Source organism: Rothia nasimurium (assembly GCF_004569295.1).
GTDB classification, from domain to species: Bacteria; Actinomycetota; Actinomycetes; order Actinomycetales; family Micrococcaceae; genus Rothia; species Rothia nasimurium_B.
On record NZ_SPQC01000027.1, the window covers coordinates 1 to 24,937 of the forward strand.

The window sequence follows — 24,937 nt, forward strand, 5'->3', positions numbered from 1 at the left end:
GTCCGGAATATCATCAAAGTAGTAGTAGGCCTGATCTGCCGGGTCCCAGTAGTAGGGGCGGCCGGTGGCCTCATCAACCCAGTATTCGCCCTCGTACTCGAAATAGAGGGTGGGGTCGGTAGTCTTTTCGACCGAGTCCTTGAGCAGGCGGTACCAGAGGTAGAGGGCGAAGCCCGCAAAGACCAGCCATTCAAGGGCGTAGAAGATGTTAAGCCAGTCAACGGTTTCGTCTGTGACCTGGTCAGCGCGGATAGGCTGAAGGACGCCGCTGCTATCGAGCAGGGTTGCGGTATCGGCGATGGTGCCCTGGTCGGTGAGCGGGGTAGCCCCGCTACTTTCGGAGTCGAGGGTCAAGATGCCGTTGAAGAGGGCAGCGTTCCAGACGTTGGTCAGGTAAGAGGAGTTGGCGGAGGCAAGCACCCGGGCCTTCCCGCGGTTCTCTTCGCTGACGTCCTTGCTGGTAATCGGGGCGTCGTTACCCACAACTCGCCCGGCGATGGTCACGGTGCCGGTGGGCTCAGCGGGAATCTCCGCGGTGGGGGTCCAGGCACGGGCTACCACGATACCGCGGGGCCCCTCCCCCAGGCTGGTGCTGACCTGCTGGCTGTCATCGGGCACAAAGAGGCTGACCAGCCAGTAGCCTTCAGCCCCGTCTTTGAGCTTGTTTTCTACCAGGTAGGTGGAACCCTGCACGTAGCTGCCGGTAGCTTCCACAACTGTATCGGCCTCGGTCATGCTCAGCGGGTCATGGGGCTGGAGAACCTGACTATAGGGGCGCACCACGTCCTTAGCCGAGTCTACGGTGACCTGCCCCAGGGTGGAGGCGTTAATTTGCCATTTGCTGAGCATCACAAAACCGCTAGCCAGCGCCAGCACCAGGAGCAAGCCAAGGAGCCAGCGGGGAGTCAGGGCGGTTTTTAGCACGTTTGCTCTTTTCAGCGTGAGGTGGGCGGACGAAAGCAGGTCAGCCCCGCGCGCCTAGGAAAGCTAGGTACACGGGGCCGGAGCATTATCTACTTGACGTAGGGGGTGACGTTGACATCGATGCGCTGGAAGGACTTGAGGTCGGTGTAACCGCAGGTTGCCAGTGCTCGCTTGAGGGCGCCCACCAGGTTAGCGCTACCGTCGGTGTGGGCTGAGGGGCCGTAGAGCACCTCTTCCAGGGAGCCTACGGTGCCCTGGTAGGTGCGGATACCACGGGGGAAGTCAGCTGAGTGAGCTTCGTTACCCCAACACCAGCCGGCACCGGGAGCCTCGGCTGCGCGGGCCAGGGGCGCGCCGATCATGACGGCGTCCGCGCCCATCGCCAGTGCCTTGACCATGTCGCCGGAGCGGCCCAGGGAGCCGTCCGCAATGACGTGCACGTAGCGGCCACCGGACTCGTCCAGGTAGTCAGAACGCGCAGCAGCAACGTCGGAAATCGCGGTGGCCATGGCAGCCTGAATGCCCAGGCCGCGGCGGGTGGTCAGGGCAGCGCCGCCGCCGAAACCTACCAGCACACCGGCAGCGCCGGTACGCATCAGGTGCATAGCCGGGGTGTAACCGGTCACGCCACCGACCATGACAGGGACATCGAGTTCGTAGATGAACTTCTTGAGATCAAGGGGCTCGCGGCGGGATGAAACGTGCTGGGCAGAGACCGCAGCACCGCGAATGACGAAGAGGTCAACGCCAGCCTTGACCACGGTCTGGTAGAACTCTTGGGTGTTCTGGGGGGTCAGTGAGCCGGCGACAATGACGCCCGAGTCACGGATTTCTGCCAGGCGGGCGGTAATCAGCTCAACTTTGATGGGCTCAGCGTAGATTTCCTGCATGCGGCGGGTGGCGGCGAGGGCATCGTCAGCGGGCAGGGCGTTGATTTCGGCGAGCAGGGGCTGGGGGTCCTCGTAGCGGGTCCACAGGCCCTCAAGGTTGAGGACGCCGAGCCCACCGAGCTTGCCCAGGGCAATGGCGGTAGCCGGTGACATCACAGAGTCCATGGGGGCACCGATGATGGGGGTGTCGAACTTGAACGCGTCAATCTGCCAGCTGAGGTTCACATCGTGGGCATCGCGGGTACGGCGGGTAGGTACCAGGGCGATTTCATCGAGTGAGTAGGTGCGGCGGGCGCGCTTGGACATACCAATCTGGATGTCGGTCATGGATCTTCCTTTCACCGGTGGTAGGCCGGTTGGTGCAAACGAGCGTGGTAACGTTCGGAAGCCCCGGCCCCTCACCGCAGGGGGTGAGAGAACCGGGGCTGGCCGCTACAGTTTAGCGACGGTAGTTAGGGGCCTCGACAGTCATGGTGATGTCGTGGGGGTGTGATTCTTTCAGACCTGCTGAGGTAATGCGCACGAACTGGCCCTTGTTCTTGAGTTCTTCAACGGTGTGGGCACCAACGTAGAACATGGTCTGACGCAGACCGCCTTCCAGCTGGTGCAGTACGGAAGACAGGGGGCCGCGGTAGGGCACCTGGCCCTCGATGCCCTCGGGAATCAGCTTCTCTTCGGAGGACACATCGGCCTGGAAGTAGCGGTCCTTAGAGAAGGACTTCTTGCCGCCGCGGGACTGCATAGCGCCCAGGGAGCCCATGCCGCGGTAGGCCTTGAACTGCTTACCGTTGACGAAGATGAGATCGCCGGGTGATTCAGCGGTGCCTGCCAGCAGGGAGCCCAGCATCACCGAATCTGCGCCAGCCACCAGGGCCTTGCCGATTTCGCCGGAGTGCTGCATACCGCCGTCCGCAATCAGGGGAACGCCTGCGGGGATAGCAGCCTTAGCTGACTCGTTGATAGCGGTAATCTGGGGTACGCCAACACCGGCGATAATGCGGGTGGTGCAGATGGAACCGGGGCCAACGCCGACCTTGACCGCGTCGGCACCGGCGTCGATAATAGCCTGGGCGCCAGCGCGGGTAGCAGCCTGGCCGCCCACAACATCAACGTGAGCTGCGGCGGGGTCCTTCTTCAGGCGGACAATCATATCGAGCACGCCCTGGGAGTGGCCGTTAGCGGTATCAACGAAGAGGGCGTCAACGCCTGCCTCAACCAGGGTCATGGCGCGCTCGTAGCCGTCGCCGAAGAAGCCGATAGCAGCGCCAACGCGCAGGCGGCCGTCCTCGTCCTTGGTGGCGCGGGGGTACTGCTCGCTCTTGGTGAAGTCCTTGACGGTAATCAGGCCGGTCAGCTTGCCTGCGTCGTCAATGAGGGGCAGCTTCTCAATCTTGTTTTCTGCCAGCAGGGCGAAGGCTTCGTCCTTGCTCATGCCCTCGTGACCGGTAATGAGCGGCATCTTGGTCATGATGTTGCGTACGCGGGTGGTCTCAAAGGTGGACTCGGGCAGGTAGCGGGTGTCGCGGTTGGTGATGATACCGACCAGTACGTTCTCGTCGTCTACGACGGGCAGACCGGAAACCTTGTAGTGGCCGCACAGGGCATCGAGCTCGGCGATGGTGGCGTCGGGGCCAACGGTCACGGGGTTAGTAATCATGCCCGATTCGCTGCGCTTGACGCGGTCGACGTGGTCGGCCTGATCAGCGATGGAAAGGTTACGATGAATCACGCCCATACCGCCCAGGCGAGCCATGGCGATAGCCAGGGCTGACTCGGTCACGGTGTCCATCGCTGCCGAAATAATCGGTGAGGCGATGGAGATGCGTTTGGTCAGGCGGGTGGTGGTGTCTGCATCTGACGGGATGACGTCGGTGTTGCCGGGCAGGAGCAGCACGTCATCGTAGGTGAGGCCGGTGAAGCCGAAGGGGTCTTCGCTCAGTGCAGTGGGAGTAGTCATGAAGGGTTCGCTACCTTTCGGGGGTGTTCAGGTGGGCGCTTAGCGACACTAGTTTTAATCTTAGTCGGGTTAGCCCCGATGTGCGAGCGTAGGGCCCGGGCAGCTAACTGCCGCTTGCTCACATCACGGCTTTTGTCCCTGTTCGTACTGAGTGAAACCCCTCCCCCGCCGTTTCTATTCCACAGCCTCGTAGGGGGCGCTTCCGGCAGGTACTAGTTGGGTACGTGCCTGCGAGCTAGCATCGGCTTTTCCTAGGGCTTCGAGCACGCGCGGGTCGAAGTAGGGGCCCAGGGTTTCGATGTAGGTTGCAGTGATGTGGTCGTAGTCGAAGTAGGTGTAGATATTACCGATGGACGCCGGGCAGGAGTTCTCGGGGCAAATCAGGTCAGAGAGGTTGAGGGCAGCAAAACCCGGGTAGGTTTCTTCGAGAGAGCTGAGGGGGTTGACCGTGACGTCCTGGCCGGGGCTCATGACGCAGTCGTCCGCCGTACCGAAGGCGTCCGTGCAGTCCTTGTGCATGGTTTCCATGCGCGGAGTGTCGCGCAGGCCCAGCACCTGGATGCCTGCACCGGTAAGTTCCGCGATACGGCTTTCAGCATCGAGCAGAGGAGTGTCGGGCAGGTTGGGTTCTGACTTGGTGCCGTGCAGCAGGACGGTATCGGGGGCAAGTTCCTGAATGAAGGCAGCGCTGTCTGCTGCCCAGGTATCGCACTCAAACCCGCTAGCGTAGGTGGTGTTGTCGGTTTCACCAAGGAAGCAGCCGGGGCGGGTCAGGGCAATGACCGTCCAGCCCTGGGATTCGGCGAACGGACGCATGGCCGTCATCCACATCTGCATGTGGGAGTTGCCCCAAGCCACGATGGTTCGGTTGGGTTGGGCTGAGTAGGCGACGTAGGTGCAGTCCCCGGCAAGAGAATCGGGAACAGCCAGCTCGGGGGTTACATCAGTGCAGGCTGTGCCCAGGTCAGCCCAGTCCGCATCGAGCACGGCACGGATGGGGATGACGGGGGCGTCTTCTTCCCCTGTGTATTCGTAGTCGGGCTGTAGCACTGCTGCCCCCACGTTATTGAGGGTGCGGTTAGCTTCTGCCTGCTCAGCCTGGCGATAGATAGAGGACTGCCAGGCGTAGGAGGGAGCAAGAGCGAGGCTCACGCAGAGGAGGCCGGTGAGCAGGCCCGCAGATACCGACCGGTTAGGCAGGGCCCAGTCTCGCAGGGGCTTTTCGACCAGCTGGGTTAGGGCCCAGGCGATAACGCCCGAGAGAAGAAGCAGGCCAAGCCCTGCCCAGAATCCAGCCTTTTCCTGGCGGGTCTGAGCGAGGTAGAACACGAGGATGGGCCAGTGCACCAGGTAGAGAGCATAGGAGAAACTTCCCAGAGCCAGCAGAGGTTTGGCGGTGAGGAGTTTTTCGGGGCCAAACCGGGTTCCGGTATCTCCGGCGATAATGACGAGCGAGGCCGCCAGGGTGGGCCACAGCGCCACATAACCGGGGAAGGTGCCGTTGACGTCCAGAATGAAACCGCAGCTGATAATAGCTGCAATGCCTACCCAGCCCAACACCGCACGCACTAGTGGCGGTAATTTCAGGACGGGCAGCCAGAGAGCTACCAAAGAACCCAGCGCGAATTCCCACAGGCGGGCCTCGGTTTCGAAATAGGCCGCCTGCTGGTTGGCTGCAGTAACCTCAATCGAGTGAGACAGAGATACCGCAAAGACGGCTGCAAAGGCACCGCTTAAAGCCCAGCGGGCAGAGCCCCTCATTCGCTTTCCCAGCACCAGGGCGAGGGCAACCATCAGCACCGGCCACAGTACATAGATTTGGCCCTGGACCGATAGCGACCAGAAGTGACGGAAGGGGGAGGCCAGAGAGGTATCAGCCACGTAGTAGTCCACCGCATTTTCAATCGACCAGTTATTGTGCTGGTACAGAATCACGGCCTTTGCCTCATCGGCAATCGACAGCCAACGCTCTGCCGGAATAAAGAAGTAGGTGCCCAGCAGGGTCAGAACAACGGTAATAGACGCCAGGGGCAGGAGACGTTTAAAGACATGAACCCAATAGGCCACCAGAGTCTTTACGCCGAACCAGGTGCCGGGCCCTACCAGCTTGCCCTGCTCAATCTTGCGAGCAAAAGAGCCGGTCAACAAAAACGCCGAAATCAGCAGAAAAACATCGACACCGCCCGATACACGACCAAACCAGAAATGGTAGGCGGCAACCAGCAGGAGGGCAAGCGCACGCAGCCCCTGAATCTCGGGGCGCCAGGCGCGTTCTGCTGAACGAGTGACGGTTGCGATGGTGCCGGTGGCTGCTGGTTTGGTCTCGCTTGCTGGGCGGGGCACTGCGGTCTACCTCCTTTGCTGACGGTTATCTGGTGCCAGAAGATTGGTTACTGAGGGGTAACGGGCAGGAAGACACCAAGTTAAAAATGTTACTCCCGGTGACTGAAAATTTGCTTTAAAAAGCAAATCCCGCCCTTACAGTGTTAGTCACTGCAAGAGCAGGATGTGCTGTGCCCGGAAGAGGGCTCCGGGGCAGGAGCCTTGGAACGGGGCCTTACTTGGCCTCGTCCTCGTTATTCTCCTCGGGCTTTTCGACAACCAGGGTCTCGGTGGTCAGCACTAGGGCAGCGATGGAGGCTGCGTTCTCCAGGGCTGAGCGGGTGACCTTGACGGGGTCGATGACGCCGCGGGCGATGAGGTCCTCGTATTCACCGGTTGCGGCGTTGAAGCCGTGACCGATGGGCATGTCTGCCACACGGGAGGTGACCACGTAGCCGTCCTCGCCAGCGTTCTCCGCGATCCAGCGCAGGGGCTGAACCAGGGCGCGGCGGACGATGTCTACGCCCACCTGGGCATCGCGGGATTCGAGCTCAACGCCCTCCAGGGCTGCCAGAGAATGAACCAGGGCAGTACCGCCACCTGCGACAATGCCCTCTTCGAGTGCTGCACGGGTGGAGGAAACAGCGTCCTCGATGCGGTGCTTGCGTTCCTTGGCCTCAACCTCAGTAGCGGCACCCACCTTGATGACGCCCACGCCGCCGGCCAGCTTGGCCAGGCGTTCCTTGAGCTTTTCGCGATCCCATTCGGAGTCCACGCGCTCAATTTCGGCGCGGAGCTGGTCAACGCGCTCAGCAACAGCCTCGGAAGAGCCGCCGCCATCAACGATGGTGGTGTTGTTCTTGGTGACGGTCACACGGCGGGCTGAACCGAGCTGGTCCAGGGTGACGGCGTCCAGGGAAATGCCCAGTTCACCGGTAATGACGGTGCCGCCGGTCAGGATAGCCAGGTCCTGGAAGATTGCCTTACGGCGGTCACCAAAACCAGGTGCCTTCAGAGCAACGACATCGAGGTTACCGCGCAGCTTGTTAACGACCAGGGTCGAGAGGGCTTCGCCGTCCACGTCCTCAGCGATGATGGTCAGGGGCTTCTTAGCCTGAACAATCTTCTCGAGGACGGGCATAATCTCAGCAACGGTGGAAATCTTGCCCTGGTAGAGCAGGATTGCGGTGTTCTCGAGAACCGCCTCAGCACGCTCAGGGTCGGTGACGAAGGAGGGTGAGAGGTAGCCCTTATCGAACTGCATACCCTCGGTCACTTCAAGCTCGATCTCGGTGGTGGAGCCGTCCTCGATGGTGATAACGCCGTCCTGGCCTACCTTGCTGAAGGCCTCAGAGAGCAGCTCACCAATCTGGGGTGACTGGGCAGAAATAGCTGCCACGTGAGCAACCTCTTCGCCGGTTACCTCGCGGGCGTTAGTCAGAAGACGCTCTGACACCAGCTTGGTAGCGGTCTCGATGCCGTACTTGACCTCACCGGGGGCAGCGCCCGAGGTGACGTTACGCAGGCCCTCAGAAACCAGAGCCTGGGCCAGGACGGTTGCGGTGGTGGTGCCGTCGCCAGCAACATCGTTGGTCTTGGTGGCTACTTCCTTAGCGAGCTGGGCACCCAGGTTTTCGTAGGGGTTTTCCAGTTCAATCTCGCGGGCAATAGATACACCATCGTTGGTAATGATGGGTGCGCCCCACTGCTTATCAAGCACCACGTTACGGCCGCGGGGGCCCAGGGTCACCTTGACAGCGTTAGCAAGCTTATCGACGCCTGCCTGCAGGTGCTTACGCGCATCATCATTGAATTCAAGCTGTTTTGCCATGAATCCTTACTTCTTTCTCGTGTTTCGTGTTGTATTCGGTAGAAACAGCGAAAACTTAGGAAACGACAGCCAGTACGTCGCGGGCTGACAGAATCAGGTACTCAGCGCCACCGTATTTAACCTCGGTGCCACCGTACTTGGAGAAGATAACGACGTCGCCTTCAGCTACGTCAACGGGGATGCGGTTGCCCTTGTCGTCGATGCGGCCGGGGCCAACAGCGATAACCTTAGCCTCCTGAGGCTTTTCCTTAGCGGTATCGGGGATTACCAGACCCGATGCGGTGGTCTGCTCTGCTTCAACGATCTGAACGACAATGCGGTCTTCGAGGGGCTTGATAGCCATGGTGAGGTACTCCTTCAAGTGAGGTCTCAGCGTAAAACTTATGGGGGGTGACCGTGGGGGCGCTAAGGCGGCTATACCAGGTATCGTCGCGGTGCTACCGGCTGCCGATTTAGCACTGTCAGCGGTCAAGTGCTAACTAAAACTTTATTCCCCTCGCCTCCTACGGGCAAGATAAGGCGCCGGTTTCGCAGACAGCGCACCACCAGCATCACCACTGATGTGCAATAAAATACAGGGTGAAAGCCCCCAAGCCCGGCAGAAAGGCAAACATGCTCAAACTCATCTTCTGGCCGGTACTTGTCCCCTCCTTCCTCTTCACCGCCGGCTTCGGGGCCGTCGTCCCCATCCAAATCATTGCAGCTATCAGGCTAGGAGCCTCACCCGAACTCGCCTCCCTGCTGGTAGCTGCCGCGGGCGTCCTCGCCCTCATCTGCACCGTCCCGGTAGGGGCAGGCATCGACCGTGTAGGCGACAAACGAGCCATGACCTGGGCAACCCTCAGCGCCTCTGGAGCCCTCACTCTTTCAGCCCTCTCCCTCGCCCTACCCCTGGCAGGAGCTCTATGGCTCTACTTTTTCGCCCACGTTGCCCGTGTGCCAGCCACCGTCGCTTGGGGGCTCGCCCGGCAATCCGTACTAGCAGAAACTGTCTCTGCTCAAGACCGCGGCAAAGCCATGACCGCCCTCGGCGGCGCACAACGAGCAGGCGCCCTCGCCGGGCCCCTCGCCTCAGCCCTCCTCCTTCTCTGGCTCCCCCTCTGGACAGTCTTCATCTTCGCCCTCACCCTCGTCGTCGCAGCCACTCTCTGCCTGCGCATCCGCAAACTCAACCAACGTTTCGACACCGCCACCAGCACAGCCCGCTCAAACCGTAGCGAAGAAGACCTCGCCCTAGCCGTCCGCTGGCCCGCCGTCTGGGTCGCAGGCCTCGGCATCATCACCCTAGCGGTAGCCCGTGTCACCCAGCCCATCATTGCCGCCCTCTGGGGCCTGCGCCTCGGGTGGAACGACTCCCACATCGCCCTAGCAATCGCCCTGGGATCAGCCCTCGAAATGGTCCTCATGGTCCCCGGAGGCTACCTCAAAGACCGAGTAGGGCGCTCCGCCGTCCTCGCCCTCTGCCTCAGCATTTTCGGCGCCGGCTTCATCACAGGCCTAGCCCTAATGGCCATCGGCAACGGCTTCATCACAGGCCTAGCCCTAATGGCCATCGGCAACGGCTTCGGCGCCGGCATCAACATGACCATCGGCGCCGACCTCTCCCCCAACGTCGGACGCGCCAAATTCCTCTCCATCTGGTCCATGTTCTCCCAGGTCGCCATCGTCGCAGGGCCCCTGGCAGTCTCTAGCATCATGCTGATTTCTTCACTCCCGGTGGCCTTTACCGTCATCGGCTCTAGCGCCCTGGGCGGAGCTGTCTGGGCGCTCGCGACCCAGCCCATCACGAAGCTGCCTACGGGGAGAAGGGCAGATAAGGGGCAGGACGAAGCGCCACGCCCCAACCTTTAAACTAGATATATGACCTCTTTCCCCCGCTCCGGTGCCCACCCTTTCTCAGCTGACCAACTAGCAACCCTTGACCAGCTCGTCCCCTATAACCCCGCTGACTCCCTGCAGGTGGTCTCCAGGCTCCGGGCTCAGGGCATCAGCGCCGAGGACTCATCAGCCCTGCTGACCCAGGCCCGTCTTCGCACGCTGGGGGCTACCAAGTTCGGGGAAGAAGCCTCGCACATGCTTTTCACTGAGGCCGGCTATGAGCAGGCCACCCGCGCCGCCGTCGCCGACCACCACGCCACCCGCTTCGTCGAGGCCGGACGTACCTCAGTTGCTGATTTAGGCTGCGGCCTGGGGGCAGACTCCCTCGCCTTTGCCCGCGCAGGGTTAGCGGTGACGTCCGTTGAGCTCGACCCCGCTACGGCAGCCCTCACCGCCCACAACCTCTCCCCCTACCCCGCAGCCCAGGTGCTCGTGGGCGATGTAGAACAGGTTGAGCTCGAAAAACTCACCACCGTGAGCGGCGAGCGCGTCACCGCCCTCTGGTTAGACCCAGCCCGCCGAGAGATTGAAGGCGGCTCTACCACCTCCCGTCTTCTTGACCCCGAAGCTTTCTCCCCGCCCTTTTCCTTCCTGCAGAAGCTGGCGGCAACCGGTGTTCCTATGGGAGTCAAGCTAGGCCCGGGTCTGCCCCACGAGGCCATTCCAAACGGGGTGGAGGCCGAGTGGGTCAGCCACGGCGGGTCCGTGGTTGAGGTGGTGCTCTGGTTCAACGCCCTAGCCCGCCCCGGGATTGCCCGGTCAGCTACAGTGTTAGGGGCGGACGCCGCTACCCGGCAGGTCCTGGGTGAGATAAGTTCTCCGTTTGCGGCTTCAGCCGATGAAGAGCCGGTTGAGGTCACTGAACTGGGCGCTTACCTGATTGAGCCCGACGGCGCGGTAGTGCGCTCCCACCTGGTGGCAGACTTCGCAAGAGAAATCGGGGCTACTCTGCTTGATGAGAATATCGCCTACCTGACCTCAGACTCCCCCGCCCCTAGCCCGCTGGGCCGGGCCTACCGCGTCCTGGGCACTCTGCCCCTCAACGAGAAAAAGTTGCGCCGCTGGGTCAAAGAGCAGGGTCTTACCGCCCTGACCGTCAAAAAGCGGGGAGTCGATGTGGTTCCTGAAAAGCTCCGGGCAACCCTACTCGCCGGGGTGAAAAAGAAAAAGGGAACTGCCGCGAAAGAAGCCGTTCTCATCCTGACCCGGTTGGGCGAGGGCGCAGCCTCCCAGCGCCTGGCCATCTGGGCTGAGCCAGCCTAGTTTATTACGTCTATCTCACCAGCGGCGTCATACGAATGAGCCGGATTCTTCTGCGCTAGCCCCTGCCCCTAAGATAGAACCAGCACCGCACCGAGACCCTGGAGCCAGCGCATGATTTTTCACCCCTCAGACCAGTCCACGATTGGTGTGGAACGGGAGGTCGCCCTCATCGACCCCGAAACCCGCGAACTGGCATCCCGCGCAGACGAAGTGCTAGCGCTACTGCAAGAACAGCACCCGCAGGTTCTTGAAGCAGCCCCGGACCGGGCCCACATCACCGGAGAATTTTTGAATAACACCGTTGAGCTTGTCACCGGCATCTGCCGAACCCCGGCGGAGGCCGCCGACCAGCTCACCCAGGCCACCGGCGTCCTGAAAGACATCACCGACCAGCTGGGCCTAGCCTTCTTCTCCGCCGGCACCCACCCCTTCTCCCGGGCCCTGGACCAAAAAGTCGTTGATAAAGACCGCTACCTGCGGGTGCTCGACCGTTCCCAGTTTTGGGGCCGCCGCCAAATCATCTACGGTGTGCACGTGCACACCGGGGTTACTGCTCGAGATAAAGCCCTACCGGTACTCAACGGACTCACCAACTTCTATCCCCACCTGCTGGCCCTGTCGGCGTCCTCCCCCTTCTGGGAAGGGGAAGATACCGGGTTCGCCTCCCAGCGGGCCCAGATTTTCCAGCAGCTACCCACCTCGGGCCTGCCCTTCACCTTCGAACGCTGGGAAGACTACGAGGACTACCTCAACGACCTGGTGGTCACCGGCGTCATTGACGACCCCAGCGAGAACCGGTGGGACGTCCGCCCCGTACCCAAATACGGCACAGTAGAAATGCGGGCCTATGACGGGCTGGCCTCTATCCGTGACATCACAGCTCTGACCGCCTTTACCCAGTGCTTGGTGGAGTGGTTCTCCCGCCAGCTCGATGCGGGCAAACGGATTGAGCCTCTCAAGCCCTAGCATGTGCAGGAAAACAAGTGGCGGGCCGCCCGCTACGGCACCGAGGCCATCGTCATTCTCGATAACCAGAACACCGAACATCTGGTCACCGAAGATATCTTGGGGCTCCTGAACAAGCTAGAGGGTATTGCCTCTGACCTGGGCTGCTCTACTGAGCTGGCCGATGTGGAGCGTATCTGCCTGACCGGGGCAGGCTACCAGCGTCAGCGTCGTGTTGCCGCCGAAAACGGCGGAAATCTGCAGGCTGTGGTGGACGACCTGACCGCGCAAGCTACCGAGGGGCTGTAGACCTTCAGCCGCCCGTGCTTTCTGCCCCGGCTAGAGCGAAATCTTAGTAACGGGCAGGGACGAGTCTGCCGTGAAGTCAATTCCCGACGGCACCCGCCCCTCAGATACCAGACGAGCGCCCAAGGCCGCTACCATGGCCCCATTATCGGTGCACAGGCTCAACTGAGGAATCACCAGTTTGATACCGTGGTCGGCACAGCGCTGGGAAGTCAGCTCGCGCAGGCGCGAGTTAGCGGCCACTCCCCCACCCAACAGCAGGGTGGTGATACCGCGTTCGGTGCAGGCCAGCATAGCTTTCTTGGTAATCACATCGACTACAGCTTCCTGGAAGGAGGCCGCGATATCAGCAACCGGTACCTCTTCGCCCCGAGCTTCAAATCCCTCGACGACGCGGGCGACAGCGGTCTTTAGACCCGAGAAAGAAAAGTCGTAGCGGTGGGGGCCGGGCTCTTCGGCGGCGCCCATAAACTTGCGCGTCGATAAGCCCCGGGGGAAGGCGAAAGCCGCCCCGTTGCCGTCCGCAGCAACCCGGTCAATTACCGGCCCACCCGGATAGGGCAGGCCCAGCAGACGGGCCACTTTGTCGTAGGCTTCGCCGGCGGCATCATCCAAAGTCGCGCCCAGCAACTCAACATCCCCGGTAATATCGCGCACGGCCAGAATCTCGGTATGCCCGCCGGAGACCAGCAGGGCGCCAATTCCTTCACTCGGCAGGCCGTCCAAAAAATCAGCGGTGTGCCCCTCGATACCGCAGTCATCGAGCAGGCCCACACCCACGTGGGCAACCAGGTGGTTGATACCGTAGAGGGGCTTGCCGGTAGCGGTGGCCAGTGCTTTAGCGGCAGAGACCCCCACCATGAGGGCACCAGCCAGGCCGGGGCCAGCGGTCACGGCAATAGCGTCCAAATCGTCCAAGCTGACCTGGGCCTCGTCCAGGGCTGCTTGAAGGGCCGGGACCATGGCGTCCAGGTGGGCACGGGAGGCAATCTCGGGGATGACCCCGCCAAAGCGCACGTGCTCGTTCATGGAGGATGAGACTGTGTTGGTCAGCAGGGTTGAGCCCCGCACAATGCCGATACCAGTTTCGTCGCAGGAGGACTCAATACCCAGCACCAGGGGTTCGGTTTTAGCGGTCATGGCTGGTTTCTCCTTGGGGGACGGTCTGTTGGGTGAGGTCGCGGCGCATGATGAGGGCGTCGACCCCGTCATTGTAGTAGCGGCGGCGCACGTGGATCTGCCGATAGCCGTTTTTCAGGTAGAGGTCCTGGGCCCGGGGGTTATCGGCGCGTACCTCCAGTAGTATCTGTTCAGCACCGCGGGCAGCTGCTTCTCCGGCCAGAAAATCGAGTAGGGCTCGCCCGTAGCCGCGCCCCTCGTAGGCGGGGGCAACGGCGATGGTTTGCACATCGGCGGTGTCGGCTACGCTCATGAGCCCGGCATAGCCGATAACCTGCGGACCGGTTTCTGTAGGGATTTCCAGGACGACATATCCCCGGGTTTCGTGGGTGATTTCGGCAAGAAACATGTCCAGGGGCCAGGCATCGGCCGGGAAGAGGTCGAGTTCTAGGGTATGGACGGCTGGGATGTCGTGCAGGGTCATTTCCCTGGCTTGGGCCCCGTCAGCAAGATGTGTGGGGAGGTCGGTGAGCAGCATTAGGCGCTGGCCTTCTTGCGGGCGGCGGGCACCTTGGCATCAGATTCGCGCAGGTAGAGAGCGCTCGTATCGGTGCTGAGGCTGGTCAGACCCAGGCGGGCGGCAGCTGCCAGCAGGGCGGCGGCGTCCGGCTGGGTGTGTTCAAAGCTGGGCTGGGTGTCCAGTGCCTCGGGGTAGAGGGAAGTGCCAAAACCGTAGGCGGGCAGGTCGGGGGCCTCGCTGGCCAGGCCGACGGTGGGGCCACTCTCCAGCTGGTAGCCGCTCTCGGTCAGTTCATAGACAGCTGAGTATATTTCCTTGCGGCGGGCATCTGATGCGACTAGAAAACGGGTATGACCGGACGCTCGCACGGCACCTTCAGCACGTTCGGCGAGGGCGGTAAGACTCATGATTCCGTAGAGGGGCTTGTTCCAGGCAAAGGCCAGGGAACGGGCGGTGACGATGCCGGCGCGTAGGCCGGTAAAGGGGCCGGGACCGGTACCGGTTATTACAGCGTCAATATCTTGACCTGTTACTCCGGCTTCAGCCAATACTTCGGTGACGAAGGGAGCCATCACTTCGGCGTGAGAGCGGGTATCTTCGGTTGACCGTGAAGCGAGCAGGGTTAGGGTCTGCCCGTCTAAGCGCCCCAGGGCGACAGAAGCAATAGCGGATGAGTCAAGAGCAAGAATAAGCACCCCACCAGTCTAGCGTGTTTAGGCTCAAAGGCTTGATACTCGGCGTCCGGGCTCGCGCTCACTGCGAGCCCGCGGTGCTTCCAAAGGCCCCTATGTTCCTCCCCTCTGTTCTCCCTTTATCCCACTCAGGTTCCCTACCAGCTCACCCCAAACATTTTCCCAGCGGGGCCCGCTTCCGATGAGGCGGAGGCGGCGCGGTTCGGGGGCTCCCTCGTCTTCGTCGTCTTCTTCCCAGCTGCCCGGGGCGTAGAGGGCGTAGGGGTCGGTTTCAGCCAGGTCTGCGCCTGTCACACGGGTAAATTCCAAATCGAGAATAGATTCTGAGAGGTGTTCGGCTTTGTCTCGGCCCCATTCGATAACGGTGACGGACCGGTCAAGGGAGTACTCCAGGTCAAGATCGTCGAGCTCTTCTGAGCTGGCGAGTCGGTAGGCGTCAACGTGGACGAGGTCGGGCCCGCCGGGGCGGGGGCCATCGGGTAGGTTGGGGTGGACGCGGGAGAGGACAAAGGTGGGTGAGATGACGCCCTCACGCACGCCGAGTCCTTCGCCGAGGGAGCGGGTGAAGGTGGTTTTGCCGGCTCCCAGTTCGCCGGTGAGAATCAGGACGTCGCCCGCGGTGAGGAGGGGGGCTAGGGCCAGGGCGATGGCGCGGGTGTGCTCGGGGCCGGTGATTTCTAGGTCAAGGACGCGGTCGGTCACGGTTTACTGCTCGCTGTCGGTATCGCGCTGGCGCCAGAATCCGCCGACGCTGATGCGGGTGACGCGCGGGGAGATGCGGGTGACGATTTCGTAGTTGATGGTTCCGGCGGCTTCTGCCCAGTCGGTGACAGGTGGGTTATCGCCGGTTCCGAAGAGGACGGCGGGGGCGCCGAGGAAACCGACCGCGGAGTCGGCCAGGCCGGGCTTACCGAGGTCTACGACCAGCTGGTCCATGGCGATTCGGCCCACTGCCCGGTAGGTTCGGGCGGGGCCGGATGCCGGGTAAATACGGACTGGCCCGCCAGTTGCGACTCGGGGAACGCCGTCCGCATAACCGACCGGTACCAGGGCCAGGGTCGTGGGTTTGTCGGTTACGTAGTTGAGGCCGTAGGAGACACCTTGGCCTGCGGGGACTTCCTTGACGGCGTTGATGAAGGTTTGCAGGTGCATGACCGGTTTGAGCCCCAGATCAGCGGGGGTCTGCCCGGGCAGGGGGGAAAGCCCGTAGATACCGAGACCCACGCGGACGGCGTCCCGCAGCAGACCTTCTTCAGCACCAACGGACGCCGCGCTGAAAGTCGCGGGAGTGTTAGCAAGATGGCGCAGGGTTGGGTGTAGACCGGCAGAGCGCAGAATGTCTAGTGCCCGGTCGAAGGTCTGAGACTGTTCGGCTGTTTCGGTACGCTCTGGTTCATCGGCTACTGCCAGGTGGGAGAAGACCCCGACCACCTGCAGCACCCCGTCCTCTTCAAGCTGGCGGGCGGCGGCTGCAAGCGCCGGTAATTCGCCCATGGCCACACCGTTACGGCCGAGGCCGGTATCTACTTTGAGGTGAACCTTGACGGGCTCTTGCTGCCCGCTGTCACGGTGGGCGCTTGCGATGGCGTTAAGTTCCCAGGTGCTTGAGACGCCCAGCTCGAGGTTGTCTGTCAGGGCTTGGGAAAAGTCGGTTCGGGGGGTGTGGAGCCAGGCGATAATGGGGGCTGTAACACCACCGGCGCGGAGGGTGCGGGCTTCTTTGACGTGGACGACGCCCAGGTAGTCAGCTCCTGCCGCCACCGCTGACCGAGCTACATCAAGAGCCCCGTGCCCGTAGGCGTCCGCTTTGACCACGGCGATGAGGGCGCGCTGCCCGATGAGGGTTTTGATGCGCCGGACGTTATGTTCGACGGCGTCCAGGTCGATGATGGCCAGGCGTTCTGCATCTGTGGGTGCGTCAAGGGGCACGAAGCCGTGGGCGCGGTAGAGGCTGTCGATAGGCACGGTGTCCTCCTTGGGCGTAGGGTCTTTTCTTCTCTAGCTTAGTTGAGTTTCACGGTAGCGCACCTGCGCTGACGCCTACAGGGTGTGGACAGATGTGGCAGGGGTAGAGTAGAGGCGTGAGTTTTTCTTTTCCGCTGCACCTGCATATCTTTTCACTGCATACTTCCCCCCTGGCCCAGCCTGGGTCAGGTGATGCCGGCGGCATGAACGTCTATATTGAGCGGTCTTTGGCGGCTCTTCTTGAGATCAACCCGCAGCTGACAGTAGAAGTTTTTACGCTGGCGACCGACTGCCAGCAGGCTGGGCAGGTACGGTATCACGAGCGGGCTACCGTTACCGCTCTCTATCTGCCTGAGGCTGAAGGAGCCCGTAAGGAAGACCTACCTGAGCTGGTTCCGGGCTTTGCTATGGCTGTTCGAGCTATAGCGTCGCGTCCGCCCCAGCTGGTTCACAGCCACTACTGGCTCTCGGGCCTGGCGGCTCTTGCCGCTTACCCGCAGGTACCGCTCGTTCATACGATGCACACCACCGCAGCTGCTAAGAACGCTAGGTTGGGTGAGGGCGAGCGCTCGGAACCCGAGGTGCGTTTGCGCAGTGAGCAAGCCCTGGTACGTAGGGCCGCTGCCCTGGTAGTGAATACAGAGTATGAGGCTGCCCAGATGCGCAACTTCTACGGGGCAGAAGAATCCCAGCTGGTGACGGTAGCCCCCGGCGTTGACCTTTCTGTTTTCTCCCCTCGCGAGGGCGTCTGCCCTCTTCATGAAGGGAAGGACGGCGCAGCCCACCTGGTCTTTGCCGGCCGCCCCCAGCACCTTAAGGGCCCTCATCTGCTGGTTGAAGCCCTCGATCTGCTTCCGCGAGAGCTGGACGTTACCCTCGATATCATTGGAACCTCCGGCACAAACTATGAACATGATCTCGCTACCCGAGCAGAAGAGCTGGGGCTGGGCGACCGTGTCCGTCTACTTCCCTCGATGTCTGCCCCCGACCTCGCTCAGGCTTTCCGAAAGGCCGATATCGTTACCTGCCCCTCGTCCTCAGAAACCTTTGGCCTGGTTGCCCTGGAGGCCTCTGCCTGCGGCACCCCGGTGCTCGCCAGCAAGGTAGACGGGCTCAGGGAAGCAGTAGCTGACGGCATCACCGGTCTGTTGGTAGCTCAGCGGACGCCCGCCGCCTGGGCGGACGCCATCGAACAGCTTGTGAGAGACCCGCAGCTTCGACGCACCTTGGGGCAGGCCGGGGCCCGGCGCGCCCACGACTTTACCTGGCAGACAACAGCCCAAGCCCTTATTCAGCTCTATCAGTCCCTTGCCCGCCCTTAGGAGGAAACCCATGACCTTTCCCATGACCCGCCAAGAATTTGCAGCCTACCTCGATAATTCGCGTATCACTGGGCAGGTAGCAACCGCCCGTGAGAACAACCTCGCCCATATGCAGGGCTTTGTTGAGGGCAACGAGCACCTAGAATTCGGCGTGAAGTGGACCAGGGACTGGAGCGTCGACGACATCTTTGAGCTGATGGCGCACAGGGTCGGCACCAGCTCCGACCCCAATCACAGGGAGGGCCAAGACACCATCAGCGCTGATCTCTGTATCGACGGTCTCACCGAATACGCCCATATCTTCGGCGACGCAGTACGGGCGGGCAAAAGCCTACTTTTTGCCACCGGCCACCCCGCCGGCCTCTTCCCTATCTACGCCCGCCTTGCAGCAGCGGCCAAAGCTCACGGCGCGACCGTCCTAACCATCGAGGAGGGCGACCGCTTTCTTGACGGCGATATCCGCCAAATCTTTGACGTCATCATGTTCGAGCAGTACGGCAACCTGCAGCACACCCACTTCCCCGGCCCCATGCAGCTAGCGCTCGCCCAGCTTCAAGAACGGGGAATTACTCCCGATCTTGTTATCGCCGATCACGGACTCGCCGGGTACGCGGCGTCCGCCGAGATTCCCACCATCGGTATCGCCGACTGCAATGACCCCGGGCTTTTCGTCTCCGCCGAACAGGGACAGATTCTCGTTGCTGTGCCCATGGACGATAACGTCACCCCGCACCTCTACGAACCGGTGATCGATTTTATCCTGCATGAAGCTGGACTTACTCGCTAAGACCACTCTGACTAGCACTAACAAGTTACTTTCAGCTGAAAGTGTGAAGCATATTTCAGGATATCTACTGCTCTTAAGCCAGCTGACACTGTAGTATTAAAAGCCTAATCGTACAGGTCTGCCCACCTCACTCTCGCACCCGGCGCAGGCACCATCTTTAGGGGAATACACACTAGTGAACGAACAGTACATCGAGGAGCGGTGGGCAGAAACCCGTAACCGCCGCACCTGGCATCCCAAGATTAAAGCTGCACTTTATATAGCGGATGCTCTAGCAATTGCGCTAACTATCGCGGTGTCTCATATCATCAGCTTCGGCTTCCAAAACACCGAAGTTGTATCCCGCATACCCCTTCCGCTTGGGTATGTGGGAACCGGCATCGTTTTTGGCATGATTTGGTTCTTTGTCTTGTCAATCGCCAATAGCCGCAACATCCGTTACCTCGGCCATGGCGTCGCTGAATACCGGCTCGTCACGAAAGCGACCACCTACTTCTTCGCGGTTATCGCAATTTTCTCCTACCTAACCAAAATTGATTTTGCCCGCACCTACGTTATGCTGGCCTACCCCATCGGCATTGTTCTACTCCTCTGTGCCCGCTGGGGCGTCCGCCGCTGGCTCGTTCACTGGCGGTATAAGGGGCGCGCACTTTCCCGCGTCATGATTATCGGTGACTCAGCCTCGGGCGAGCACCTCTACAAGACCCTTCAGGGGGCCCGCACCTCAGGCCTCTCGCCGGTAGCAGCCTACCTGCCCCGTTCGCGTCCCGGCACCCAGCTCGCCGAGGGGGCTATCCCGACTCTGGGCTACTCACCCGATGCAGCTGAGGTCCTCAAGGTAGTCCGTGAGAACAATATTCACGCGGTAGCTGTCTCCACCGGCCATGGTCTCAACCCCACAGAGCTGCGCCGTCTGGGCTGGGCGCTGGCAGCCGCCCACGTCGCACTCATCATGGCACCTGCCATGACCGATATCGCTGGCCCCCGTATCCATACCCAGCCCCTTAACGGTGTGCCCCTAATTCACGTTCATACTCCCCGCATCGAAGGCATGCAGGCCCTGATTAAGCGAGCTATCGATGTTGTAGCCTCGGGCCTGGGCCTGATTTTCCTGGCCCCCCTGCTGGTTCCGGTTGCCCTGCTGGTCAAAAAGGACGGTGGCCCCATCTTCTTCTTACAGGAACGCGTCGGCTACCGCGGCACTCCCTTCCACATGATTAAGTTCCGCTCCATGGTGACCAACGCCGAAGAGCTCAAGAAGGAACTCATGGATCAGAACGAGGGTAACGGGGTGCTCTTTAAGATGGCAGACGACCCCCGTATCACTAAAATCGGCAAGTTCATCCGCAAGTACTCCATCGATGAACTTCCCCAGCTCTGGAACGTCTTTGTCGGCGATATGTCACTGGTGGGCCCCCGCCCCCCGCTGCCTTCCGAGGTTGAGCAGTACGAAGAGGACGCCTACCGCCGCCTGCTGGTCAAGCCCGGCATTACCGGCCTCTGGCAGGTCTCTGGCCGCTCGAATCTCTCATGGGAAGAGTCTATTCGCCTAGACCTCTACTATGTTGAGAACTGGTCGGTTATGAGCGATATCGTCATTCTCTTCCGTACCGTCCGCGCGGTCTTCGCCAAGGACGGCGCCTACTAGAACTCGTATGCAAGAAGGCCGGTTACCGTTAGGGTAACCGGCCTTTGGTATAGGCTCTACCGCTCAAGGAATATGGCAACGGCCTCTGGAATCTTCTGGGCCACCAGGGTAGGTGGGGTCGGGCCAGAAATCCCTGTTCCATGTACCAGGCCTGCTGCTAGCTGATGGACCCGGACGACGGCCCCCGCTAGCCTTGCATAGTCAGCTGAGAGGGCACCAGGGGCGGATTCTTCTGCCTGATAGCGGGCAAGAAGAGCCCCCAGAATACCGGTGAGGGTGTCCCCGCTACCGGCGGTGGCCAGCCAGTGGTTCTTACTTGTGCTCTGCAAGAACTCACCGGTGGGTGCGGCGAAGATGGTCACACCGCCCTTAAGCAGAACAGTTGCCCCCGTTGCCTGAGCCAGTAGGCGGGCAAAGCGGTACGGGTCAGCTTCAACCTGCTCCCGGCCAGGTGGCTCTGTTAGTCCGGGGTCCACAGCATGGAGCGCGGACGGTGCCAAGGCAAAAATCCAGGTCAGGGCATCGACCAGCTCGCCGGCATGAGGCGTCAGAATATGGTGTGCCGTCAACTCTAGCCCGTCAGCTACCAGCCGGGCAGCTAGGGATATCGCCCCTGCGTCAATAACAGCCGGCTGCCCTCCTGCAAGGACGGCCAGGGCTTCAGCTTCTCGCGCTTCGCCGGCGATGCCTGAGCCAAGGGCCCAGGCATCCACGTGTAGGTTCTCGGCTTCGCCTACGCTGCACACAGCTTCAGGCACGGCCAGCTGTACCTGGAAGTTCAGGGAGGACGTTCCAGCAAACCGCACCATACCAACCCCGGTATTGACGGCAGCTCGAGCAGACATGAGGGCAGCGCCTGGGTAGGTATCGCTCCCGGTCAGCAGGCCTAACACCCCGCGGGTGTACTTATGGGAGGAAGAAGTAGGGGAAGTAACATATTGTTCGACGTCCCTGTGGGTCAATTCTTTGGCACTAGCCACTCTAGTTCCCCTCTTCTACCGGGCAAGCTAACAGTAACCCCCCGGGCAGAGGGATCTAAACGCAGCAGGGTCAGCAGGTCGCTGTCGCTCAGGTGCTCTGCTATAACAGTTGCGGTAGCTATAGGTTCATCATGGCTCATCGTGAGGTGCCAGCGGTTAATCCCTAGTTCAGCAGCTCGCCGGGCAACCGTCCCTTCCACGACCAGGTAGGGGGCGCCATCCGCGTCCTTCTCCACCCAGCAATCCTGCCAGTTCAAACCCGCAGGGGCCCGCAGGGCCTTAGCAGCGGCCTCCTTAGCCGCAAAGCGGGCAGCTAGGGAGCGGACGGGCAGCTCCCGTTCCCCCAGCACAAAGAGTCGCTCCCGTAGAGCTGGGGTACCTTCTAAGAGCTCAGCGAACCGATCTATATTGACCACGTCAGTACCGGTACCAATAATCATAGGTTCCTCCTTATCGCTCCTGCTAGCTCTGTCTTTCTTCTGCCCATTCTACGGCCCCGCCTAGCAGTTTAAAGAGCGAACCCCGCACCCTACCGGATACGGGGTTCCTATCTCTCTTGTGTAAAGAGCATTTACTCGACGGTTACTGACTTAGCCAGGTTACGGGGCTGGTCAACGTCGTAGCCCTTAGCGTGAGCCACAGAGCATGCAAAGATCTGCAGGGGCACGGTGGACAGCAGGGGCTGGAGCAGGCTGGGTGAGGCGGAGATGCGGATGATGTGATCTGCGTGTTCCTCAACAGCGGTATCGCCCTCTTCTGCAATAACGATGGTCACTGCACCGCGAGCGCGGACTTCCTGGATGTTAGAAACAACCTTGGAGTGCAGGGAGTCGCGACCGTTGGGTGAGGGGACGATGACGAAGATGGGCTGGCCTTCTTCCACCAGGGCGATGGGGCCGTGCTTGAGCTCGCCCGCTGCGAAGCCTTCGGCGTGCAGGTAGGCAATTTCCTTGAGCTTCAGGGCGCCTTCCATCGCTACGGGGAAGCCAACGTGGCGGCCCAGGAAGAGCACGGACTTGGCGTCCTTCATAGAGGTGCCGAGGTCCTTGACTTGCTGTTGGTTGTCGATAACGGCCTGAATCTTTTCGGGCATCTTCTGCAGTTCTTCAAGGATGGTACGGATTTCATCCTTGTACATGTTGCCGCGCAGCTGGGCCAGGTAGAGGCCGAGCAGGTAGGCAGCAGCGATCTGTGAGAGGAAGGCCTTGGTGGATGCAACTGCAATCTCGGGGCCCGCGTGGGTGTAGAGAGCTGCATCGGATTCACGGGGCAGGGTTGAACCGTTGGTGTTACAGATTGAAACGACCTTGGCGCCCTGTTCCTGGGCGTGGCGCACTGCCATGAGGGTGTCCATGGTTTCGCCGGACTGGGAGAGGGCCACAACCAGGGTCTTCTCATCTACGATGGGGTCGCGGTAGCGGAACTCGTGGGCCAGCTCGACCTCGGTGGGGATGCGGCACCAGTGCTCGATAGCGTAGCGGGCTACCTGGCCAGCGTAGGCAGCGGTACCACAGGCGACAACGATGATCTTGTTGATGGAACGCAGGGTGGCGTCGTCAATCTTAAGTTCGTCGAGGGTCAGGTTACCCTTTTCGTCCAGACGGCCCAGAAGGGTATCGCGTACGGCTGCGGGCTGTTCGTGGATTTCCTTCTCCATGAAGGAGTCGAAGCCGCCCTTTTCAACAGCAGCGGCGTCCCACTCGATGGTGAATTCCTTGCCGTTGGCAGGGAAGCCTTCGAAGTCGATAATGGAGTAGTCGCTACCGGTGATGGTAACGATCTGATCCTGGCCCATTTCGACTGCCTTCTTGGTGTAGTCGATGAAGCCAGAAACGTCTGAGCCCAGGAAGTTTTCGTTTTCGCCCAGGCCAATAACCAGGGGTGAGTTGCGACGGGTTGCGACGACACGATCGGGGTGGTCAACGTGGGTGACCAGGATGGTGAAGGCGCCTTCAAGGCGATTTGATGCCTGGCGGACGGCTTCGGTGAGGTCCTTGCTTTCCAGCTTGTTGTAGATGGAGGCAATCAGGTTAGCAGCAATTTCGGTGTCGGTCTGTGACTTGAACTCGCATCCTTCTTCAATCAGTTCTGCACGCAGCTCTGCGAAGTTTTCGATGATGCCGTTGTGTACAACTGCCAGGCGGCCGTTGTCGACAACGTGCGGGTGAGCATTGTTATCGGTGGGGCCACCGTGGGTAGCCCAGCGGGTGTGACCAATACCGATAGTGGTAGCAGGCAGCGGGTTGGCTTCTACTTCAGCTTCGAGGTTAACAAGCTTGCCTGACTTCTTACGGAATTCGATGCCGTTATCACCAATGAGGGCAACACCGGCTGAGTCATAGCCGCGGTATTCCTGGCGGCGCAGACCTTCGAGAACCACATCGTATGCGGTATGGTCAAATTTCTTACCGTCTGCGGCAGTGCCGAGACTTACGTATCCTACGATTCCACACATGCCTTCATCTTACATCTAAGAATTCGCTGACCCACTGCAGTCTTCGCCACAGTGTCGCAACCTGTTGCCTCTCTATAGACCTCTGTCATATTAGGTGCTCTTTCTTCCGACCTCTAGACTGATGTGAATGAGCATGTCTGCGCTTTCTTCTAAATACTCTCCTTTTACCGAGCTAGACCGGGACACCTGGTCGCGTCTCGCTAGCGAGATCTCGGTTCCGCTGACGGAGGACGAACTACAGCAGCTTCGCGGTCTGGGCGAGACCATTGACCTAGATGAGGTGGCTCAGGTTTATCTTCCTATTTCTCGACTGCTCAACCTCTACGTCAATGCAACCGCGAGCGCTAACCACATGACGAATGACTTTTTAGGCCTTCAAGGCCAGAAAGTCCCTTTTATTATCGGTGTGGCAGGGTCAGTAGCTGTCGGCAAGTCCACTACCGCCCGCGTCCTGCAGGAGCTTCTCCGGCGCTGGCCCTCGACCCCGAACGTCCAGCTGGTGACAACCGATGGCTTCCTCTACCCCAATGCCGAGTTAGAACGCCGGGGGCTTATGGGGCGCAAGGGTTTTCCAGAATCCTACGACCGCCGGGGCCTCCTGCGGTTTGTGTCCGAAGTCAAATCGGGGGCTCCTCTTGTCACCGCCCCTAAGTATTCCCACCTCTACTACGACATCGTAGAGGGTGAGTGCATTGAGGTTACCAGCCCCGACGTTCTGATTGTGGAGGGCCTGAATGTGTTGGCCCCGGCCAAGCTTGATAGCGAGAAAAGCTCGGCGCTGAGCCTGGCTGACTTCTTTGATTTCTCTATCTACGTTGATGCTTCCACCCGGGTTATCGAACACTGGTATGTGCAGCGGTTTTTGAAGCTGCAACGGTCAGCTTTTACCAACCCCAACTCCTACTTCAAACGGTATGCCGACTTATCAGAGGACGCAGCGGTTGAGCTGGCTTTGAGCATTTGGCGCTCTATCAACGAACCTAACCTGCGAGAGAATGTGCGCCCCACACGTGGGCGAGCCCGACTGATCTTGAAGAAGTCCCATGATCACAAGATTCGTAAGGTTCTGTTACGAAAGAACTAGGTATGCGCTCTTATCTTTCACACTTTTCATTGGCTTTAGCGGGTAGCCT

The 24,937-nt window shown here is 60.7% G+C and carries 19 protein-coding genes and 2 pseudogenes; 7 read left to right on the forward strand and 14 right to left on the reverse strand.

Going from position 1 to position 24,937, the window contains the following annotated elements:
* From E4U03_RS08070 to groES, 6 genes are all read right to left on the reverse strand, one after another.
* On the reverse strand, positions 1-924 hold a 924-nt coding region (locus E4U03_RS08070; RefSeq protein WP_135013040.1), incomplete at its 3' end, for an SURF1 family cytochrome oxidase biogenesis protein.
* Between the two features lie 89 nt (positions 925-1,013).
* The gene (locus E4U03_RS08075) at positions 1,014-2,141 is read right to left on the reverse strand and encodes a GuaB3 family IMP dehydrogenase-related protein (RefSeq protein ID WP_135013041.1); all 1,128 of its coding nucleotides are present in this window, start codon (positions 2,139-2,141) and stop codon (positions 1,014-1,016) included.
* A 112-nt stretch (positions 2,142-2,253) separates the two neighbouring features.
* Positions 2,254-3,771: an IMP dehydrogenase gene (gene guaB / locus E4U03_RS08080; protein ID WP_135013042.1), complete on the reverse strand. Its 1,518-nt coding sequence runs from the start codon at positions 3,769-3,771 to the stop codon at positions 2,254-2,256.
* A 174-nt stretch (positions 3,772-3,945) separates the two neighbouring features.
* A complete protein-coding gene (locus E4U03_RS08085; protein WP_135013043.1) occupies positions 3,946-6,114 on the reverse strand; it encodes an acyltransferase family protein in 2,169 nt (722 codons plus the stop codon).
* Between the two features lie 214 nt (positions 6,115-6,328).
* A complete protein-coding gene (gene groL, locus E4U03_RS08090) occupies positions 6,329-7,924 on the reverse strand; it encodes a chaperonin GroEL (protein WP_135013044.1) in 1,596 nt (531 codons plus the stop codon).
* A gap of 55 nt (positions 7,925-7,979) precedes the next feature.
* Positions 7,980-8,267: a co-chaperone GroES gene (gene groES / locus E4U03_RS08095; RefSeq protein WP_135013045.1), complete on the reverse strand. Its 288-nt coding sequence runs from the start codon at positions 8,265-8,267 to the stop codon at positions 7,980-7,982.
* A gap of 269 nt (positions 8,268-8,536) precedes the next feature.
* Here groES and E4U03_RS08100 point away from each other — a divergent pair, with 269 nt between their 5' ends.
* From E4U03_RS08100 to E4U03_RS08110, 3 genes and pseudogenes are all read left to right on the forward strand, one after another.
* Entirely contained in the window at positions 8,537-9,775 is a 1,239-nt protein-coding gene (locus E4U03_RS08100) for an MFS transporter (RefSeq protein WP_135013046.1), read from the forward strand.
* Positions 9,776-9,784: 9 nt separating this feature from the next.
* Positions 9,785-11,065, forward strand: a complete 1,281-nt coding sequence (locus E4U03_RS08105) for a class I SAM-dependent methyltransferase (protein ID WP_167752363.1) — start codon at positions 9,785-9,787, stop codon at positions 11,063-11,065.
* A 111-nt stretch (positions 11,066-11,176) separates the two neighbouring features.
* Positions 11,177-12,319, forward strand: a pseudogene (locus tag E4U03_RS08110) (glutamate--cysteine ligase).
* A 30-nt stretch (positions 12,320-12,349) separates the two neighbouring features.
* On the opposite strand, the gene tsaD reads toward E4U03_RS08110, so the two are convergent.
* The 5 genes from tsaD to alr form a co-directional block, all read right to left on the reverse strand.
* The gene (gene tsaD, locus E4U03_RS08115; RefSeq protein WP_135013047.1) at positions 12,350-13,456 is read right to left on the reverse strand and encodes a tRNA (adenosine(37)-N6)-threonylcarbamoyltransferase complex transferase subunit TsaD; all 1,107 of its coding nucleotides are present in this window, start codon (positions 13,454-13,456) and stop codon (positions 12,350-12,352) included.
* Positions 13,446-13,973, reverse strand: a complete 528-nt coding sequence (gene rimI / locus E4U03_RS08120) for a ribosomal protein S18-alanine N-acetyltransferase (RefSeq protein WP_135013048.1) — start codon at positions 13,971-13,973, stop codon at positions 13,446-13,448. The genes tsaD and rimI overlap by 11 nt, the downstream gene beginning before the upstream one ends.
* Positions 13,973-14,650 (reverse strand): tRNA (adenosine(37)-N6)-threonylcarbamoyltransferase complex dimerization subunit type 1 TsaB, encoded by a 678-nt coding sequence (gene tsaB, locus E4U03_RS08125; RefSeq protein ID WP_135013049.1) that lies wholly within the window; start codon positions 14,648-14,650, stop codon positions 13,973-13,975. The genes rimI and tsaB overlap by 1 nt, the downstream gene beginning before the upstream one ends.
* Before the next feature lie 90 nt (positions 14,651-14,740).
* Complete coding sequence (tsaE, locus tag E4U03_RS13195) at positions 14,741-15,349, reverse strand: tRNA (adenosine(37)-N6)-threonylcarbamoyltransferase complex ATPase subunit type 1 TsaE (protein WP_135013050.1); 609 nt, start codon at positions 15,347-15,349, stop codon at positions 14,741-14,743.
* A 3-nt stretch (positions 15,350-15,352) separates the two neighbouring features.
* On the reverse strand, positions 15,353-16,612 hold the full coding sequence (gene alr / locus E4U03_RS08135) for an alanine racemase (protein ID WP_245207696.1): 1,260 nt from the start codon (positions 16,610-16,612) through the stop codon (positions 15,353-15,355).
* A 116-nt stretch (positions 16,613-16,728) separates the two neighbouring features.
* On the opposite strand from alr, the gene E4U03_RS08140 reads away from it, so the two are divergent.
* From E4U03_RS08140 to E4U03_RS08150, 3 genes are all read left to right on the forward strand, one after another.
* On the forward strand, positions 16,729-17,934 hold the full coding sequence (locus tag E4U03_RS08140; protein WP_245207697.1) for a glycosyltransferase: 1,206 nt from the start codon (positions 16,729-16,731) through the stop codon (positions 17,932-17,934).
* Between the two features lie 10 nt (positions 17,935-17,944).
* A complete protein-coding gene (locus tag E4U03_RS08145) occupies positions 17,945-18,721 on the forward strand; it encodes a phosphatase (RefSeq protein WP_135013051.1) in 777 nt (258 codons plus the stop codon).
* A gap of 175 nt (positions 18,722-18,896) precedes the next feature.
* The gene (locus tag E4U03_RS08150) at positions 18,897-20,369 is read left to right on the forward strand and encodes a sugar transferase (protein ID WP_245207698.1); all 1,473 of its coding nucleotides are present in this window, start codon (positions 18,897-18,899) and stop codon (positions 20,367-20,369) included.
* A 56-nt stretch (positions 20,370-20,425) separates the two neighbouring features.
* Here the strand turns inward: E4U03_RS08150 and E4U03_RS08155 are convergent, their stop codons facing one another.
* The 3 genes and pseudogenes from E4U03_RS08155 to glmS form a co-directional block, all read right to left on the reverse strand.
* Complete coding sequence (locus E4U03_RS08155) at positions 20,426-21,349, reverse strand: ADP-dependent NAD(P)H-hydrate dehydratase (protein WP_135013052.1); 924 nt, start codon at positions 21,347-21,349, stop codon at positions 20,426-20,428.
* Positions 21,350-21,444: 95 nt separating this feature from the next.
* A pseudogene (locus E4U03_RS08160) lies at positions 21,445-21,789 on the reverse strand (holo-ACP synthase); the annotation flags it as partial.
* Positions 21,790-21,920: 131 nt separating this feature from the next.
* The gene (glmS, locus tag E4U03_RS08165) at positions 21,921-23,804 is read right to left on the reverse strand and encodes a glutamine--fructose-6-phosphate transaminase (isomerizing) (RefSeq protein WP_135013054.1); all 1,884 of its coding nucleotides are present in this window, start codon (positions 23,802-23,804) and stop codon (positions 21,921-21,923) included.
* Between the two features lie 127 nt (positions 23,805-23,931).
* Here glmS and coaA point away from each other — a divergent pair, with 127 nt between their 5' ends.
* A complete protein-coding gene (gene coaA / locus E4U03_RS08170; protein WP_135013055.1) occupies positions 23,932-24,888 on the forward strand; it encodes a type I pantothenate kinase in 957 nt (318 codons plus the stop codon).
* The last annotated feature ends 49 nt before the right edge of the window (positions 24,889-24,937 follow it).